Source organism: Pseudomonas sp. B707 (assembly GCF_022496685.1).
GTDB classification, from domain to species: Bacteria; Pseudomonadota; Gammaproteobacteria; order Pseudomonadales; family Pseudomonadaceae; genus Aquipseudomonas; species Aquipseudomonas paraglycinae.
On record NZ_WTVE01000026.1, the window covers coordinates 26,723 to 44,408 of the forward strand.

At 61.7% G+C, this 17,686-nt stretch carries 18 protein-coding genes; 12 read left to right on the top strand and 6 right to left on the bottom strand.

Annotated features, from left to right (window positions below):
- Window positions 1–28 precede the first annotated feature (28 nt).
- The 5 genes from GQX66_RS14985 (at window position 29) to GQX66_RS15005 (ending at window position 6,792) form a co-directional block, all read left to right on the top strand.
- Window positions 29–1,129 (top strand): efflux RND transporter periplasmic adaptor subunit, encoded by a 1,101-nt coding sequence (locus tag GQX66_RS14985; protein WP_085607993.1) that lies wholly within the window; start codon window positions 29–31, stop codon window positions 1,127–1,129.
- Window positions 1,126–4,203 (top strand): MexW/MexI family multidrug efflux RND transporter permease subunit, encoded by a 3,078-nt coding sequence (locus tag GQX66_RS14990; RefSeq protein WP_240869875.1) that lies wholly within the window; start codon window positions 1,126–1,128, stop codon window positions 4,201–4,203. The genes GQX66_RS14985 and GQX66_RS14990 overlap by 4 nt, the downstream gene beginning before the upstream one ends.
- 9 nt (window positions 4,204–4,212) lie before the next feature.
- Window positions 4,213–5,664 (top strand): efflux transporter outer membrane subunit, encoded by a 1,452-nt coding sequence (locus GQX66_RS14995; protein WP_240869877.1) that lies wholly within the window; start codon window positions 4,213–4,215, stop codon window positions 5,662–5,664.
- Between the two features lie 130 nt (window positions 5,665–5,794).
- On the top strand, window positions 5,795–6,160 hold the full coding sequence (locus GQX66_RS15000; RefSeq protein ID WP_102687318.1) for a helix-turn-helix domain-containing protein: 366 nt from the start codon (window positions 5,795–5,797) through the stop codon (window positions 6,158–6,160).
- A gap of 74 nt (window positions 6,161–6,234) precedes the next feature.
- Window positions 6,235–6,792 (top strand): chorismate lyase, encoded by a 558-nt coding sequence (locus GQX66_RS15005; RefSeq protein WP_240869879.1) that lies wholly within the window; start codon window positions 6,235–6,237, stop codon window positions 6,790–6,792.
- A 51-nt stretch (window positions 6,793–6,843) separates the two neighbouring features.
- On the opposite strand, the gene GQX66_RS15010 is transcribed toward GQX66_RS15005, so the two are convergent.
- The 5 genes from GQX66_RS15010 to GQX66_RS15030 all read right to left on the bottom strand — a co-directional run bounded on the left by GQX66_RS15010 (window position 6,844) and on the right by GQX66_RS15030 (window position 9,762).
- Window positions 6,844–7,119, bottom strand: coding sequence for a LysR family transcriptional regulator (locus tag GQX66_RS15010; RefSeq protein ID WP_007953837.1), 276 nt, complete (start codon window positions 7,117–7,119; stop codon window positions 6,844–6,846).
- A 55-nt stretch (window positions 7,120–7,174) separates the two neighbouring features.
- Window positions 7,175–7,684 (bottom strand): flavin reductase, encoded by a 510-nt coding sequence (locus tag GQX66_RS15015; RefSeq protein ID WP_007953834.1) that lies wholly within the window; start codon window positions 7,682–7,684, stop codon window positions 7,175–7,177.
- Between the two features lie 146 nt (window positions 7,685–7,830).
- Window positions 7,831–8,208: a MerR family transcriptional regulator gene (locus GQX66_RS15020; RefSeq protein WP_085746847.1), complete on the bottom strand. Its 378-nt coding sequence runs from the start codon at window positions 8,206–8,208 to the stop codon at window positions 7,831–7,833.
- Between the two features lie 51 nt (window positions 8,209–8,259).
- Entirely contained in the window at window positions 8,260–8,838 is a 579-nt protein-coding gene (locus GQX66_RS15025) for an NAD(P)H-dependent oxidoreductase (protein ID WP_240869882.1), read from the bottom strand.
- 42 nt (window positions 8,839–8,880) lie between these two features.
- Window positions 8,881–9,762, bottom strand: a complete 882-nt coding sequence (locus GQX66_RS15030; RefSeq protein WP_240869884.1) for a LysR substrate-binding domain-containing protein — start codon at window positions 9,760–9,762, stop codon at window positions 8,881–8,883.
- Window positions 9,763–9,844: 82 nt separating this feature from the next.
- Here GQX66_RS15030 and GQX66_RS15035 point away from each other — a divergent pair, with 82 nt between their 5' ends.
- Window positions 9,845–10,609 carry a sulfite exporter TauE/SafE family protein gene (locus GQX66_RS15035; RefSeq protein WP_240869886.1) on the top strand — a complete coding sequence of 255 codons (765 nt, stop codon included), beginning with the start codon at window positions 9,845–9,847 and terminating at the stop codon, window positions 10,607–10,609.
- Here GQX66_RS15035 and GQX66_RS15040 read toward each other — a convergent pair.
- Complete coding sequence (locus GQX66_RS15040; protein WP_085608002.1) at window positions 10,599–10,913, bottom strand: putative quinol monooxygenase; 315 nt, start codon at window positions 10,911–10,913, stop codon at window positions 10,599–10,601. The genes GQX66_RS15035 and GQX66_RS15040 overlap by 11 nt on opposite strands.
- 203 nt (window positions 10,914–11,116) lie before the next feature.
- On the opposite strand from GQX66_RS15040, the gene GQX66_RS15045 reads away from it, so the two are divergent.
- The 6 genes from GQX66_RS15045 (at window position 11,117) to GQX66_RS15070 (ending at window position 17,610) form a co-directional block, all read left to right on the top strand.
- Window positions 11,117–11,707: an NAD(P)H-dependent oxidoreductase gene (locus GQX66_RS15045; RefSeq protein WP_085746851.1), complete on the top strand. Its 591-nt coding sequence runs from the start codon at window positions 11,117–11,119 to the stop codon at window positions 11,705–11,707.
- 60 nt (window positions 11,708–11,767) lie between these two features.
- Window positions 11,768–12,679 (top strand): LysR family transcriptional regulator, encoded by a 912-nt coding sequence (locus GQX66_RS15050; RefSeq protein ID WP_240869887.1) that lies wholly within the window; start codon window positions 11,768–11,770, stop codon window positions 12,677–12,679.
- A 103-nt stretch (window positions 12,680–12,782) separates the two neighbouring features.
- The gene (locus GQX66_RS15055; RefSeq protein ID WP_102687326.1) at window positions 12,783–13,676 is read left to right on the top strand and encodes an NAD-dependent epimerase/dehydratase family protein; all 894 of its coding nucleotides are present in this window, start codon (window positions 12,783–12,785) and stop codon (window positions 13,674–13,676) included.
- 249 nt (window positions 13,677–13,925) lie between these two features.
- Complete coding sequence (locus GQX66_RS15060; RefSeq protein ID WP_240869888.1) at window positions 13,926–15,275, top strand: gluconate:H+ symporter; 1,350 nt, start codon at window positions 13,926–13,928, stop codon at window positions 15,273–15,275.
- A gap of 15 nt (window positions 15,276–15,290) precedes the next feature.
- A complete protein-coding gene (locus GQX66_RS15065; RefSeq protein ID WP_240869889.1) occupies window positions 15,291–16,151 on the top strand; it encodes a MurR/RpiR family transcriptional regulator in 861 nt (286 codons plus the stop codon).
- 1 nt (window position 16,152) lies between these two features.
- Window positions 16,153–17,610 carry a D-aminoacylase gene (locus GQX66_RS15070; RefSeq protein ID WP_240869891.1) on the top strand — a complete coding sequence of 486 codons (1,458 nt, stop codon included), beginning with the start codon at window positions 16,153–16,155 and terminating at the stop codon, window positions 17,608–17,610.
- Window positions 17,611–17,686: the final 76 nt, after the last annotated feature.

Genomic DNA, 17,686 nt, shown 5'->3' on the forward strand with positions numbered 1-17,686 from the left:
TCGCAGCAAAGAGTCAAGGGAGTGCCACATGCTTGCTCGAAACATTATCAAGTCGCTGATCTTTATTATTCTTGTGGTGGTGTTGTCTGCTGCACTGGGCTGGCGTTTCTGGTCGCCGCCACCGGCGGCGGCCGAGCAACGGATTCCCAGCACCCGGGTCGGTCTGGCCGTGGTCAAGAAACAACCGTACACCTACTACCTCGAAGCCATCGGCAAACTCGAAGCCCAGCGTCAGGTGCTGGTGTCGGCTGAAGTCAGCGGCAAAGTGGTGGACATCGATTTCGAGTCCGGCGATGAAGTGAAGGCGGGGCAAGTGCTGCTCAAGCTCAACGATGCGCCGGAGCAAGGCGAACTGGTTCGCCTTAAAGGCGAGTACGAATCGGCCAAGGCCCAGTTCGCCCGGGTCCAGGAACTGGCCAAGACCGGCGCCGAAAGCCGTCGCGCCTTCGACAGTGCCCGCGCTCAATACGACGCGGCCAAAGGCGACATGGAGCGCATGCAGGCGCAGATCGCCCAACGGCACATTCGTGCGCCGTTCGCCGGCACCCTCGGCATTCGCCAGGCGCACCTGGGCCAATACCTGCAGGCCGGCAGCGCGGTGGCAACCCTGACCGATCCGGGCGTGCTGCGCGTCAACTTCACCCTCGCCGAGCGCGATGGCTCGCAAGTGCAACTGGGCCAGACCGTGCAGGCCAAGGTCGATGCCTGGGGTGATGTGACCTTCGCCGGCAAGATCGTCGCGGTCGATCCGCAGATCAACCAGTCCCACACCATCAACGTGCAAGCGGTCATTACCGACACGCAAAAACGCCTGCGTCCCGGCATGTACGCACGGGTCTCGGTGACCCTGCCGCAGACCGCCGAGCTGCTGATTCCGGAAACCGCGATCACCTACAACGCCTACGGCGAGAGCGTGTTCTCGGTCTACACCGACGAAGCCGGCGTGCAGAAGGTCAAGCGCGAAAGCATCAAGGTCGGCGAGCGCCGCGATGGCTGGGCGGTGGTCGACAAGGGCCTGACCGAGGGCGTGCAGGTGGTGACGTCCGGCCAGCTCAAGCTCCACGACGGCGTGGCGGTGGAAGGCGTGCCGGACACGATTGCTCTTAAACTCAGTGGGCTGGAAAAATGAATTTCACCGACCTCTTTCTTCGCCGCCCGGTGCTGGCCGTGGTGGTCAGCACGCTGATCCTGCTGTTCGGGGTGCGCGCGCTGATGAACCTGCCGATCCGCCAGTACCCGATGCTGGAGACGTCGACCATCACGGTCACGACCCAGTACCCCGGCGCCTCTTCGGAGCTGATGCAAGGCTTCGTCACGCAGCCGATCAGCCAGGCCGTGGCCTCGGTCGAGGGCATCGACTATCTGTCGTCGACTTCGACCCAGGGTCGCAGCCAGGTGACGATCCGCATGGCACTGAACAGTGACTCCATCGCGGCGCTGACCGAGGTCATGGCCAAGGTCAACCAGATCAAATACCGCTTGCCGAAGGACGCGTACGACCCGGTGGTGGAACGCACGTCCGGCGGCTTCACCAGCGTGGCCTACGTCGCGTTCGCCAGCTCCAACCTGACCATTCCGGAGATGTCCGACTACATCTCCCGCGTCGTCGAGCCGATGTTCGCCGGCATCGAAGGCGTGGCCAAGATCAACATCATGGGCGAGCAGAAACTGTCCATGCGCCTGTGGCTCGACCCGCAGCGTCTGGCCGGTTACGGCATGACCGGGCAGGACGTTTCGGCGGCCATCGAGGGCAACAACTTTCAGGCGGCTCCGGGTCAGGTCAAAGGCCTGTACGTGGTCAGCAACCTGCGGGTCAACACCGACCTGAACAGCGTCGAAGATTTCCGCGACATGGTGCTGCGCAACGACAACGGCCACATCATCCGTGTGCGTGACGTCGGCACCGTGGAGCTGAACGCCGCCTCCACCGACACCAGCGGCGCGATGAGCGATGTGCCGGCGCTGTTCCTCGGTCTGGACGCGGCACCGACCGGCAACCCGCTGGTCATCGTCAAACGTGTGCGTGAATTGCTGCCGCAGATCCAGGAAACCCTGCCGCCGGGCGTGACCGTGCAGATCCCGTTCGAAGTGGCGCACTTCATTCAGTCGTCGATCGACGAGGTGAGCTACACCCTGCTCGAAGCGTTGGTGATCGTGGTGCTGGTGATTTACCTGTGCCTGGGCACGTTCCGCACCGTGCTGATTCCGCTGGTGACCATCCCGCTGTCGATGCTCGGCGCGGCGATGCTGATGCAGATGTTCGGCTTCAGCCTCAACCTGCTGACCCTGCTTGCCATGGTGCTCGCCATCGGGCTGGTGGTGGACGACGCCATCGTCGTGGTGGAGAACGTTCACCGTCACATCGAAGAGGGCAAGACGCCGTTCGACGCCGCGCTGATCGGCGCCCGTGAAGTGGCCGGTCCGGTGGTGGCGATGACCTTCACCCTGGCGGCGGTGTATGCGCCGATCGGTCTGATGGGCGGCCTTACCGGCACGCTGTTCAAGGAGTTCGCGCTGACCTTGGCCGGTGCCGTGGTGATTTCCGGCATCGTCGCCCTGACCCTGTCGCCGATCATGAGTACCCGTCTGCTGGACGCGAAAACCAGCGAAGGCTTCATGGCGGTCAAGGCGGATCGATTCTTCCAGTATCTGTCCCGTCGTTATGGCGCACTGCTCGGCGGTTCGCTGGCGCGTCGCTGGATCAGCCTGAGCGTGGCGCTGGTGATCTTCTTCAGCCTGCCGTTCCTCTATCGCTCGGCGCAGACCGAACTGGCGCCGCTGGAAGACCAGAACATCCTGCTGACCGCGATCAAGGCACCACAGCACGCCAACCTGAACTACCTCGAAGCCTACGCACACGAGCTGTACAAGACCTTCAACGAAATCCCCGAGGGTTACAGCAACTGGGTGGCGAACGGTTCCGACGGTCTGTCCAACAGCGTCGGCGGGATCAACCTGGTGGACTGGGAAAAACGCGGCCGCGATGCCAACACCATCCAGCCCGACTTGCAGGCGCGGGTGAACCAGATCGAAGGCACGAGCATTTTCGTGTTCCAGATGCCGCCGTTGCCGGGCTCTACCGGTGGCCTGCCGGTGCAGATGGTGATCCGCAGCGATCAGGAATATCTGGCGCTGTACAACGTGATGGATAAGCTCAAGCAGGCGGCGCAAGCCAGCGGTCTGTTCGCGGTGGTCGACAGTGATCTGGACTTCAACAACCCGGTGGTGGAAATCCAGGTCGACCGGGCCAAGGCCAACGCCTTGGGCATCCGCATGCAGGACATCGGCGAAACGCTGAACAGCCTGATCGGCGAGAAGTACGTCAACCGGTTCTCGTTCCACGGCCGTTCCTATGACGTGATCCCGCAGTCGATGTCGGCGGATCGCCTGACTCCGGAAACCTTGAAGCTGTATTACGTGAAGGACCAGAAGGGTAATCCGGTGCCGCTGTCGACACTGGCCACTCTCAGCGTCAAGGTCGAGCCGAATCGCCTGACCCAGTTCAACCAACAGAACTCCGCCACGTTCCAGGCCATCCCAGCGCCGGGCGTAACGTTGGGTGATGCAGTGGGCTTCCTGCAAAAACAATCGGAAGGCTTCCCGGCCGGCTTCAGTTTCGACTGGCAGTCCGACGCCCGCCAATACGTGCAGGAAGGCAACAGCCTGGCGTTCACCTTCGGCCTGGCCCTGGTGATCATCTATCTGGTGCTGAGCGTGCAATACGAGAGCTTCCGCGACCCGTTCATCATTCTGATCAGCGTGCCGCTGTCGATCTGCGGGGCCCTAGTGCCGCTGGCGCTGGGCATGACGTCGATGAACATCTACACCCAGATCGGCCTGATCACGCTGATCGGTCTGATCAGTAAGCACGGGATCCTGATGGTCGCGTTCGCCAACGAGTTGCAGCGCCAGCAAGGCATGGACCGCGTGCAAGCGATCCAGCACGCCGCGCAGGTGCGTCTGCGGCCGATTCTGATGACCACCGCTGCCATGGTGGTCGGCCTCGCGCCGCTGTTGTTCGCCAGCGGTGCCGGCGCCAACAGCCGCTTCGGCCTGGGCCTGGTGATTGTGGTGGGGATGCTGATCGGCACCTTGTTCACCCTGTTCATTCTGCCGTCGGTGTACACGCTGCTCAGTTCGATCAAGCAACCGAGCCACGCACCCGAAGCCGAGCCGGCCGGCGTGCCGCAACCCATCCTGTGAGGACGTGACATGCATTCGATTACACGTTTGATGCTGGCGCCGCTGGCGGCGTCCATCCTGTTGGCGGCCGGTTGTGTGAACTACGCCGGGATCGATCAACAGGGCAAGTTGCTGGCGGTCGGCGATGCGCCGTCCGACAGCCTGAAAGACAAATTGCCGCCGGCCCAATGGCCGCGTGCGGACTGGTGGACATCGCTGGGTGATCCACGTCTGGGTGCTCTTATCGAGGAGGCGTATGCCAGCAACCCGGACTTGCAGGAAGTCGCTGCCCGGGTGGCCAAGGCCAACGCATTTCTCGACTTGCGCGACGCCGAGCGTTATCCGGAAATGGACGCGTCGGCGGGTGTCACTCGCGGTCGGCTGTCGCGCTTTGAGGACTACAGCGGCGAGGGCCACAAGTACTTCACCGCGCGTAATCTGGCGGTCAATTTCGGCTACACCTTCGACCTCTGGGGCGGCCAGCGCGCCGCGTGGGAATCGGCGCTGAACAGCGCACGAGCGGCGGAAGTCGATCTGCAATCGTCGCGGCTGATTCTCGCGACCAATGTGGTCAAGGCTTACAACCAGTTGGCGTATGCGTGGCAGGTGTCGGAGCTCAACCAGCGCGATCTCGAACGCTTGAGCAAACTGGTTGACCTGACGGATTCACGTTACGGCTCGGGCCTCGACAACCTGTCGCAACTCAAGCAGGTGCAGAGCCTCAAGGCGCGTTCGGAATCGACCCTGATCGGCGCCAACGAAGACATTGAAATTGCTCGTCTCCAGTTGTCGGCGCTGATCGGCAAAGGCGTTGATCGTGCGCACACGCTCGAGCGCCCATCGAATCTGCAAGCCAGTGTGGTGGCCTTGCCGGCGCAGTTGCCAGCCCAGTTGTTGGGCCGTCGTCCGGACATCGTCGCTGCGCGTTGGCGAGTGGAGGCCGAGACTAAAAACGTCGAGGCGGTGAAGACCACGTTCTACCCGAACATCAATCTGGTGGCGGCGGCGGGTTCTCATGCGCTGACCGGTGATGCGCTGTTCGCTGGAGTCAGCAAGTTCTGGAATGTGGCGCCGACGGTGTCGCTGCCGATCTTCGATGCCGGGCGCCTGCGCTCGGATCTCAAGGCCGGCAATGCCGAACTCGACAGCTCCATCGCGCAGTACAACCGGGTGCTGAATTCGGCCCTGCACGAGGTGGCGATTTCGGTGACGCAGTTGCGTTCGTTCGAGCAGCAGATCGTCGTGCAGCGCGATGCCTGTTCGATTGCGCAGTCGTCTTACGATCTGTCGCAGTCGCGCTACAAGGCCGGGGAGGACACGTTCCTCGATGCGCTTAACATCGAGCAACAATTGATTCAGGACGAAATGCGCCTGGCCTTCCTCAACAGCAAGCACATCGACAGTTCGGTTTCGTTGATGGCAGCGCTGGGCGGCGGGTTCCAGGCGCCCGCGCTGGAGACAGCGCAGAGCAGCGATTTGTAGTTGTTTTGCGGGACGCCGCCTCCGGGGCGGCTGTCGCGGGGAAAAAACATCTTGTGTATAGTCTTACTGTTCTCGTATAGACGAATACAAGCCGGATTTTTCCCGCCTATATCATCAAGGGTACCTACCTATGAACGTCCCGAATCATCCCAATCAGGATCAGATCCTTCTGGAAAATGTGCTGAACGCATTGGGAAGCCCGCTACGCCTGACCGTGTTGAAAGTGTTGTCCGATGGCCAGGAACATCCGTGCGGCCGGATCCTCAAGGGCGCATCGAAGTCGACCATGACTCACCACTGGCGGGTTCTGCGCGACAGCGGTCTGATTTGGCAGCGCCCTTACGGTCGGGAAAACCTGCTGTCCTTGCGTCGTGAAGACATGGACGTGCGTTTTCCTGGATTGCTCGACTCGCTGCTGGCGGCGGTCAAGACCGATGAACAGACCATCAGCGTCATCAGCAAACACGAAGTGACCGAAGAAAACGGAGCCGAGTGACAGACACCGCCGGTGAAGGGTTGGCCTTCCACGGCAACCAACAATTCACCATCACCAGGAAGGTGTGAGCGGGTATGGATACAAGTCATTACTGGTCATCGCGACCGCTGTCGGAATTGACCGGCTCCGAGCATCACTGGCTGTTTTTGCCCGGGGCACTGACCCCACGTCTGAAAGCCATGGGCGATTATTCAATCGAAGTCGTCGAGCAGTCCCATGGCCCGCTCAATCCTGAAGAAGCGCAAGCGCTGAACGTGCCGCCAAACACCATTGGCTGGGTGCGTGAGGTGGTGATGAAGCTCGACGGCGAGGCCTGCGTCACCGCGCGCAGCCTGACCAGCGTGCCGGCACTGAATGGCGACTGGGCGGATCTGAACGGTTATGGCCGTCGACCTCTGGCCGAGATTCTCTACACGTCGGAGCAGACCCTGCGCGAGCCTTTCCAATGTGCCTTGCTGCCGCCCGGTGCGCCGTTGGCCGCGCTGTCCTATCGCTACGCGCCGCAAGCCGAACGTCTGTTGGCCCGGCGTTCGCGTTTCACCCGCAATGGCTCGGCGCTGCTGGTCAGCGAATGCTTTTTGCCGGCGTTCTGGGCTCGGGTCGAGTACGCTCAGGCGCTCAAGTCGGCCTGATGAAAAAAACCTGCGGAAGCGACCCCTCGCAGGTTTTTTTTCACCGGTTTTTCAGAGCCGGATCACCGCTTCGATCTGCTTGATTGCCGGCGTCAGTGCTTGCGCCAGTTGCTCGGCTTTCGAGGTCGGGCGCATGGTTCTCGAAGAGCGCAGAAATAACGGATCATCGAACCGCTTGCGCAACCGTGCCAGCGATCCGCTGATGGCGGGTTGTTTGACGTGCAGGCGCTCGGCCGTGCGTGACACGCTGCGTTCGCGGAACAGCACCAGGAAAATGATGATCAGGTTCAGGTCGATATCCGCGAAGTTGTCTTCATTGAATAGCATGGTTACATCCCTGTCATGACCCGCCGGCGTCAGCCGAGGCCAGCGGGTGTCTGGATCACTGCTCGGGTGCCAGGCGCAGTTCGTCGTTCAGACGGTAGTAACTGCGGTTGAAATAGACCAGGCCTTCCGTGGCCTCGCTGTGCTGCTGCAGTTCGAGGATTTCACAGTAGAAGATGCTGTGGGTGCCAACCTCGTCGACCTTGCTGACCCGGCAATCGAGGCTGACCAGCGCCTCTTCGATCACCGGCGAACCGGTTTTCAGGGTCTGGCAATTCACGCTGGAAAAGCGCTCTTGCATGCTCAACTGTCGATTGGCGAACGCCCCGGAGGTCGACTGGTGGTCGCCGGTCAGAACGTTCACGCACAGCACGCCATTGGTCTTGAAATGCTCGTGATTGGACGACGAGCGATTGACGCACACCAGCAGCGTGGGCGGTGAATCCGTCACGCTGCACACCGCCGATGCAGTAAAGCCGAATCGCCCCGCAGGGCCATCGGTCGTGACGATGGTGACGGCACTCCCCAGCATCGCCATTGCATTACGAAACTCCGTTGAATCAACCATCGCGTCACCTCATTCCATGTAGGTTTAATGGAGCCGATCCGTTCTTCCTTGTCCGTTGTCGTTGTGCGAAAACGGGTATCGGGCAACACGTCCGCTCTGGCGATATAGTACGTATGTATACGTACCTTGCAAGCTATTCCTTGTGCTTATTTTGTGGTCGATACGCTCGACAGGCATTGCTGTTGCGCGTGTTCAAGACTGGCCTCCAGCGCGCTCAATTCCTCTTGCTGTCGGCTGAGTTTCAACAGCTGCGCCGCGATCTCCTGTTGCTTGCCGGCAATCGCGCGGCGGGCTTTTTCATAAGGCGTCAGTTCGGGCTGGCCGGCAAAGATCGCCTGCAATTCCCTGAGGCGAAAACCCAGCGCCTGCGCGCATTTGATAAAGCTCAGCAGTTCGACCGTCTGCGGGTCGTAAACCCGGTATTTGCCCTGGCGCCGGGCCTCGGGCAGCAGGCCGATCGACTCGTAATGGCGGATGGTCTTGATCGTGGTTCCCGAACGCTGTGCGGCCTGGCCGATGTACATGTGCAAATCCCTTTTCTCCGTCAGCGGGCATGCGCACCAATAGCGGAAAACTCAATGGCGGGCAATCGATCCGGCCTGCTTCAGCCAGGTTTCGCGTTGATGGTCGCTGGCGCCGAGCACTGGCCCGAAGGTCAGCGTCCGGCGCGGTTCGATCCCGCAGAACGCCAACGTGTTTTTGCGCACCTCGTGCAGGCCGGGCATGCGATAGATCCAGCGGTAATACCAGGGCGGGGTGTCCATAGTGACCAGCAGGTGGGCACTGCGACCGTGCAGGAGTTTGTCGGGAAACGCTTTGCCCTCGCGGTACTTGAAAGCGAAGCCGGGGAGCAGGACCCGGTCGAAAAAACCTTTGAGCAGCGCCGGAATCCCGCCCCACCAGATCGGGTACACCAGCGTCAGGTGTTCGGCCCACAACAGGTCGGCCTGGGCCTGGAGCAGATCCGGTTCAAGTGTCTGGGCTCGGCTGTAGCCGTCGCGCAGGACCGGGTCGAAATCGAGTTGGCCGAGGACTATTTCCCGTACATCGTGCCCGGCCTCGCGAGCTGACTTTGCGTAACGTCCGGCCAGTGCCGCACAAAAACTTTCGCTGGATGGATGACCGAGAATCAACAAAATCCGCTTGCCCATCATGACTGCCCCTGAAGAAGAAACCCCAAGGGTAAAGTCTGCCCCTCAGGGCAGAGTCAAGGCGTCGAGCAACGCGCGGGCATAGGCGGGGAGGGAAGCGAAGTCGCGGGCGCACAGCAACAGTTTGCGCATGGCCCAGCCTTCATTCATCGGCAGGGTCTTGAAGGCTTGCGGCGCAGCGCGCTGAACCGCCGCCAGCGGCACGATGCCCAGACCGGCACCTCGGGCCACCATGCGCATCACCCCGTCGAAACCATCGGCACGGATACGGATCTGCATCCGCGAGCCGTTGTGCAGGGCCTGTTCTTCCAGGTACACCGCCAGAGCACTGTCGACGTGCAGCCCGACAAAGTCGTGGCGCAGGGCGTCGCTGAAGCTGACTTCGGTCGCGTCAGACAGTGGGTGTTCCAGCGGCAGAATCAGCACCAGCGGATCATCGCGAAAGGCTCGGGTCTGCAAGTCGGTGGTGTCGATCGCGTCGGACACAATGCCCAGATCTGCCGCGCCCTGACGCAAGGCGTGGGTGATGCGGGCGCTGGGCAGTTCCTTCAGATCGATGTCGAGGTTTGGGTGCTCGCGCAGGAAATCCGCCAGCACCTCCGGCAGGTATTCGCTGAGTGCCGTGGTGTTGCACAGCAGACGCACCTGGCCTTTGACGCCGCGCGCGTACTCGGCCAGATCCTGTTGCAGACGTTCGGCCTGTTGCAGCAACACCCGCGCATGTTGCGCCAGGGCTTTGCCGGCCGGCGTCGGCGTGACACCACGGCGCCCGCGCTCCAAGAACTCGGTGCCCAACGACGCTTCCATCGCCCGGATCCGCGCACTGGCCGCGGCCAGCGACAGGTGACTGCGCGCAGCGCCGGCGGTGATGTTGCCGCTGTCGAGAATGTGCAGGTACAGGCGCAGGTCGGTGAGGTCGAAGTGCATCAGTCGTGACTCTTGCTGTGAGAGAGGCTGCCTCAGTGTATGACAGATTTTCAGTTCATCCGCGCAGGCGCACAGTATCGCCATGAACGCACTCGCAGATTTCTATCAAAACCTCGGCCTGACCCTGTCATTGCTGGTGATCGCGACCTTCGTCGTCGCCGGCATGATCAAGGGCGTGATCGGCCTCGGCCTGCCCACCGTCGCCATGGGTTTGCTCGGTCTGGCTATGGCACCGTCGCAGGCTGCGGCGTTGCTGATCATCCCGGCGACGCTCACCAACGTCTGGCAATTGGCGTTCGGCGGGCATTTGCAGGGGCTGGTGAAACGGCTGTGGCCTATGCTGCTGGCGATCTTCTTCGGCACGGCGGTCGGCACTTTGTGGATCGGCATGGCCGGCGGGCATTGGGTGGTGCGCGGGCTCGGCGCGGCGCTGTTGCTCTATGCGCTGAGCGGATTGTTCCTGCCGACGCTGAGTGTCAGTCGCCGCCATGAACCATGGCTTGGTCCGCTGTGTGGCGTGATCACCGGCGTCATCACTTCGGCCACCGGTGTGTTCGTGATTCCCGCCGTTCCGTACATGCAGGCCCTGGGCTTGAGCCGCGATGAACTGGTGCAGGCGCTAGGCCTGTCCTTCACCGTGTCGACTCTGGCGCTGGCCGGTGGGTTGCTCTGGCGCGGCTCACTTGGCGGCGCAGAACTGAGCGCCTCACTGCTGGCGCTGATCCCGGCAGTGCTCGGCATGTGGCTCGGGCAATGGCTGCGTCAACGCATCAGCGCCGTGCTGTTCAAGCGGGTGTTTTTCATCGGTCTGGGCGCGCTCGGCGCCCATCTGCTGATCAGCGGCTAGCGGACGAATCGCTGAGCATTTCAATCGGGCGGATATCGAAATCACGCTCCAGATACTCCATGCGCTGGGCCAGAAACTGCTGCATGTGCGGCAGGTTCGAGTGCACGTCCAGATGCGCCTGGCTTTCCCAGATCTCGTAGAAAATGAACAGGCTCGGGTCTTCCTTGTCGCGCAGCATGTGGTACTCGATGCAGCCGGGTTCGGCGCGGCTCGGTTCGACGTAGGCGCGGAAAAACGCTTCGAAGGCCTCGGCTTTTTCCGGGCGGGTCTTGGCGTGCAGGATGAAACCCTGGCGTTCGCTCATCGCAAAAAACTCCATTCAGATTCAGATGGCGGCCAATCCTACGGCAACAATCGGCATTCGATTCGTGCGTTTTACTCAAATGAATTTTGCGCAACCGTTGCTTATTCCGCGCGAGGCGGATCGCTAATCTGCCGCCATTCAATTTTTCCCCTTCTCCATCCAGCGCTCTGCGCTGCGTATCGGAATCCGATCGAGGCTCCCCCATGAAAAAAGTGCTGTTGCTCAATGGCGGTAAAAAATTCGCCCACTCCGACGGTCGTTACAACACCACCCTGCACGAAGCCGCGCTGAGCGTGCTGGATCGCGGCGGTGTCGACGTCAAGACCACCTTCATCGACGAGGGCTACGACGTCGCCGAAGAAGTCGCCAAATTCCTCTGGGCCGACGTGATCATTTATCAGATGCCGGGCTGGTGGATGGGCGCACCGTGGACCGTGAAAAAGTACATCGACGAAGTCTTCACCGAAGGCCACGGTAGCCTCTACGCCAGCGACGGTCGCACCCGTTCCGACGCGTCGCAGAAGTACGGCAGCGGCGGTCTGATCCACGGCAAGCAGTACATGCTGTCGCTGACCTGGAACGCGCCGCAGCAGGCGTTCGATGATCCGACCGATTTCTTCGAAGCCAAAGGCGTGGACGCGGTGTACTTCCCGTTCCACAAGGCCAACGAGTTTCTTGGCATGACCGGCCTGCCGACGTTCCTCTGTGTGGACGTGATGAAGCGCCCGAACATCGAAGCGGATGTCGCGCGTTATGAGCAGCATCTGACCGAGGTGTTTGGCCTCAAGGCCTGACGCTCGGCTACTATCGAAGGCCTGAGCTTGCGCAGCAGGCCTTTCGATTCGAGGACACCCGTGAAAGCCAGATCCGATGAGTTGCAGATTTTCGTCTGCGTGATCGAATGCGGTTCGATCTCCGCCGCCGCCGAGCAGGTCGGACAGACGCCGTCGGCGGTCAGCCGCACGCTGTCGCGGCTGGAAGCCAAGCTCGACACCACGCTGATCAACCGCACCACACGGCGCATGGACCTGACCGAGGAGGGCAAGTATTTCTTCGAACAGGCCAAGCTGATCCTCGACCAGATGGACCAGCTCGAAGAGCGCCTGTCTTCGCGCCAGCAGACGCCATCAGGGCGACTGCGGATCAACGCCGCGTCGCCGTTCATGCTCCACGCCGTCGTGCCGTACATCGACGAATTCCGTCGGCTGTACCCGGACATCCAGCTCGAACTCAACAGCAATGACCTGATCATTGACCTGCTGGAACAAAGCACCGACGTCGCCATCCGTATCGGCACCCTCGCCGATTCGACGTTGCATGCCCGCTCGCTGGGTTGCAGTCCGCTGTTGATCGTCGCCAGTCCTGCGTATGTGGAAAAACACGGTGCACCGCTGGAAGTGGCCGATCTCAATGAACACACCTTGCTCGGCTTCACCCAGAACGAAGGCCTCAACCAGTGGCCGCTGCGTTACGTGCACGGCGATCGCTGGCCGATCACCCCAGCGATCAGCGCCTCCAGCGGCGAGACGGTTCGCCATCTGGCGCTGGAAGGCCAAGGCATTGCCTGTCTTTCGCACTTCATGACCATCGACGACATTCGTGCCGGGCGGCTGAAGGTGTTGCTGGCGGAATTCAACAGCGGTTATCGCCAGCCGATCAACGCGGTGTACTACCGCAACTCGCAGTTGGCGCTGCGCATTCAGTGTTTCCTCGACTTCATCCAGAGCAAACTCGCGGCTTACGCCAGCGCCGATTTCAAAGGCTGATTCGTGACCCCTGCGCAACAGTGATTTGGTTATGGGCGGGTTTTTCTACCGGGCTCGCCGGTCGATACTCGTTGCATCACTTACTCACGCAGGGAGTTTCTCCATGAACGTATTCGTCACCGGCGCTGCCGGCTTTATCGGCGGCTCCATCGCCACCGGTCTGGTCCAGGCCGGCCACACCGTCACCGGTCTGGTGCGCAGCGCCGAACAGGCCAATGAGCTGAAAGCACTGGGCATCACCCCGGTAATCGGCACCCTCGACGACAACGCATTGCTGGCCGAACAGGCCCGCGCCGCCGATGCCGTGATCAACGCCGCCAGCAGCGATCATCGCGGCGCGGTCGAAGCCTTGCTCGATGCCCTGCGCGGCTCGAACAAAGTGTTCCTGCACACCAGCGGTTCGAGCATCGTCGGTGATGCGTCGGGCGGCAAATCCAGCGACGTCATCTACTTCGAAGACAACCTGCCGGAGCCGACCGTCGACAAGGCCGCACGCGTGGCCATCGACAACCTGATCCTCGCCGCAGCGAAGGACGGCGTGAACTCGGCCGTCATCTGCAACACCCTGATCTACGGCCACAGCCTGGGCGTCAATCGCGACAGCGTGCAACTGCCGCGCCTGCTGAAACAGGCGCGCAAAAGCGCTGTGGTGCGCCACGTCGGCACCGGTCAGAACATCTGGTCCAACGTGCACATCGAAGACGTGGTGGCGCTGTACCTGCTGGCCCTGACCAAAAACGTCCCGGGCACCTTCTACTTCGTCGAAAGCGGCGAAGCGTCGTTCATCGACATGACCACCGCCATGGCCGAAGCCCTGAATCTGGGCCAGCCACAAGACTGGCCACTGAAAGACGCCGAAGCCGAGTGGGGTTACGAAATGGCCAACTACGGCCTCGGCTCCAACAGCCGCGTCCGCGGCAAACACGCCCGCGAACTGCTGGGCTGGGCGCCGAAGCGTACGTCGGTGGTTGAATGGATTCGTAACGAAATGGTGTGAGTCCACGCTGAAAAGGTGACGTTCCCGAGACCGGTGGAAGCAAGCTTGCTTGTTTTCACCGGTTTTTTTGTGCCCGAGGATTATGAAAATCCCACCCCGCGATTTTCATTATTCGCGACAAGACATATCCAAAAACGACAACCCTTATCCCTCCACGAAAATTACTTTCACTTGGTTTGAAAACTCGGTCTCGAAATGATTTATGAGTTTCACAACCCATTCGAACGTGACCCTTTCGAGGAGTACCGCATGACACCGTCCTTCGGTTATTGGCTGCTGGTGTACGCCGCCATTGCCATCATCGCCCTGATCGTTCTGATCGCCCGTTACCGGCTCAATCCGTTCATTGTCATCACCCTGATTTCCATTGGCCTGGCGCTGGTGGCAGGGATGCCGCCGTCCGGGGTGGTGGGGGCGTATGAGGCCGGGGTGGGCAAGACGCTGGGGCACATTGCGCTGGTGGTGGCGCTGGGGACGATGCTCGGCAAGATGATGGCCGAGTCCGGTGGCGCCGAGCAGATGGCGCGCACGCTGATCGAGCGCTTTGGCGAGAAGAACGCGCACTGGGCGATGGTGTGCATTGCGTTTCTGGTGGGGCTGCCGCTGTTTTTCGAAGTCGGTTTCGTGTTGCTGGTGCCGATTGCCTTTACCGTGGCGCGGCGGGTCGGCGTGTCGATTCTGATGGTCGGCCTGCCGATGGTTGCCGGTCTCTCCGTGGTGCATGCGCTGGTGCCGCCGCACCCGGCGGCGATGCTGGCGGTGCAGGCGTATCAGGCGTCGGTCGGGCAGACCTTGCTGTACGCGATTGCCATCGGCATTCCGACGGCGATCATTGCCGGCCCCCTATACGCCAAGTTCATTGTGCCGCGCATTCAGTTGCCGGCGGATAACCCGCTGGAAAAACAATTCCTCGAACGCGAACCCCGCGACAGCCTGCCGGGTTTCGGCATCACCATGGCGACCATTCTGTTGCCGGTGGTGCTGATGCTGATCGGCGGCTGGGCCAACCTGATTTCCACCCCGGGCAGCGCTTTCAATCAGTTCCTGTTGTTCATCGGCAACTCGGTGATCGCGCTGTTGCTGGCGACGCTGTTGAGCTTCTGGACGCTCGGCATTGCGCAGGGTTTCAACCGCGAATCGATCCTCAAATTCACCAACGAATGCCTGGCGCCGACCGCCAGCATTACCTTGCTGGTGGGCGCCGGTGGCGGTCTGAACCGGATTCTGGTGGACGCCGGCGTCACCGATCAGATCGTCGGCCTCGCTCACGAATTTCACCTGTCGCCGCTGATCCTGGGCTGGCTGTTCGCCGCGTTGATGCGCATCGCCACCGGTTCGGCCACCGTCGCCATGACCACGGCTTCCGGCGTAGTGGCGCCAGTGGCCATCGGTCTGGGTTATCCACACCCGGAACTGCTGGTGCTGGCGACCGGCGCGGGCTCGGTTATCTTTTCCCACGTCAACGACGGCGGCTTCTGGCTGATCAAGGAATACTTCAACATGACCGTGGCCCAGACGTTCAAAACCTGGACGGTGCTGGAAACCCTGATCTCGATTGTCGCTTTCGCCCTGACCGTCGGTCTTTCTTACCTGCTGTAGTCGGAGTTATCCGCCATGGACATCCTTTATCAGATCCGCGCCCGTCAGGATTCCTTCAGCGCCGGTGAAGGACGCATCGCCCGTCTGATGCTCGACGACGTAGGATTTGCCGCCTCCGCCAGCCTCGAAGAGCTGGCGCAGCGGGCCGAAGTCAGCACCGCCACGCTGTCGCGCTTTGCCCGCACGGTCGGTTGCCGCGACTTGCGCAACCTGCGCCTGCAACTGGCCCAGGCCAGTGGTGTTGGCAGCCGTTTCCTCGACCCGGCGGGCACGCCCGAGCAGTCGGCGTTTTACGGGCAGATCGTCGGCGATATCGAAACCACCCTGCGCCAGCATCTGGCGGCGTTCGACGAATCGCGCTTCGCCGATGCGGTGAAACTGCTGGGCCAGGCGCGGATGATCCACGCCTTCGGCATCGGCGGTTGCTCGACCCTGTGCAGCGATGAGTTGCAGGTGCGGCTGGTGCGCCTCGGCTACCCGATTGCGGTGTGCCACGACGCCGTGATGATGCGTGTCACCGCCGCCAGCCTCAGCGCCGAGCAGGTAGTGATCGTCTGTTCGCTGACCGGCATCACCCCGGAGTTGCTGGAGACCGTGGCGCTGGCGCGCAACTACGGTGCACGGATTCTCGCCATCACCCGCGCCGACTCGCCACTGGCGGAACTGGCCGACATCGTCCTGCCGCTGCAAGGCGCCGAGACCTCGTTCATCTACAAACCGACGGCGGCGCGCTACGGCATGCTGCTCGCCATCGACGTGCTGGCCACCGAGCTTGCGCTGGCCAATCCTGAAGACAATCAAGAACGTCTGCGGCGGATCAAACTCGCCCTCGACGAATACCGTGGCGGCGACGATCACCTGCCGCTGGGAGACTGACATGCTGTACGACACCCTGATTCGCAACGCGCTGGTCATCGACGGCAGCAACAGCCCCGGTTACGCCGCCGACGTGGCGATCCTCGATGGCCGCATCGCGCAGATCGGCGACTTGGGCGATGCCCGCGCCACCGATGAAATCGACGCCGCCGGCCGTGTGCTGGCGCCGGGTTTCATCGACGTGCACACCCACGACGATACCGTGGTGATCCGCCAGCCGCAGATGCTGCCCAAGCTCAGCCAGGGCGTGACCACAGTGATTGTCGGTAACTGCGGGATCAGCGCGGCGCCGGTCAGTTTGCGCGGCGATCCGCCGGATCCGATGAACCTGCTCGGCTCGGCGGCGGCGTTCGTCTATCCGCGCTTCAGCGATTATCGGGCTGCGGTTGAAGCGGCCAACACCACGCTGAACGTCGCGGCACTGGTCGGGCACACGGCGCTGCGCAGCAACCATCTTGATGATCTGTTTCGCACCGCGACTGACGATGAAATCAGCGCGATGCGCGAGCAGTTGCGTGAAAGTCTGGAGGCGGGCGCCCTTGGTTTATCCACAGGGCTGGCGTATGCGAGCGCGTTCTCGGCATCCACCGACGAAGTCATGCAATTGACCGAAGAATTGAATGCATTTGGCGCGGTGTACACCACCCACCTGCGCAGTGAATTCGAACCGGTGCTGGAAGCAATGGACGAGGCCTTCCGCATCGGTCGCCACGCCCGATCACCGGTGATCATTTCCCACCTCAAATGCGCCGGTGCCGGTAACTGGGGCCGCAGTCCGCAGTTGCTCGCTTCGCTGGAAGCAGCGGCGAAAACTCATCCGGTCGGCTGCGATTGCTACCCGTACGCGGCGAGTTCTTCGACCCTGGATCTGAAGCAGGTCACCGACGCCCACCGCATCACCATCACCTGGTCGACGCCGCATCCTGAAATGGGCGGCCGCGACCTGATGGACATCGCCGCCGAATGGAACCTGTCGTTGCTCGACGCCGCCAAACGCCTGCAACCGGCGGGTGCGGTGTATTACGGGATGGACGAGAACGATGTGCGCCGGATCCTCGCCCATCCGCTATCGATGGTCGGCTCCGATGGTCTGCCGGAAGACCCGTTCCCGCACCCGCGTTTGTGGGGTGCTTTCCCACGGGTGCTCGGACATTTCAGTCGTGATGTCGGCCTGTTTCCGCTGCACACCGCCGTGCACAAGATGACCGGTCTGTCGGCGGCGCGTTTCGGCCTGAAAGACAGGGGAGAGATTCGTGAAGGGCACTGGGCGGATCTGGTGTTGTTCGACCCGGCAACCGTGCGTGACGTGGCGGATTTCAACGACCCGCAACGTGCCGCCCAAGGCATTGATGGCGTGTGGATCAATGGCGTGTTGAGTTACCGCGACGGTCAGGCCAACGGCCAGAGACCAGGGCGGTTCCTCGCGCGCCAGGGCGATCTGCGCGACGGCTTTCGTTGAATTTTGTTGACTGCGTCACGGTGATGGCACATTGCAATTAAAGAAAGCCATCACCAAGCCGAATTGCTGACATCCA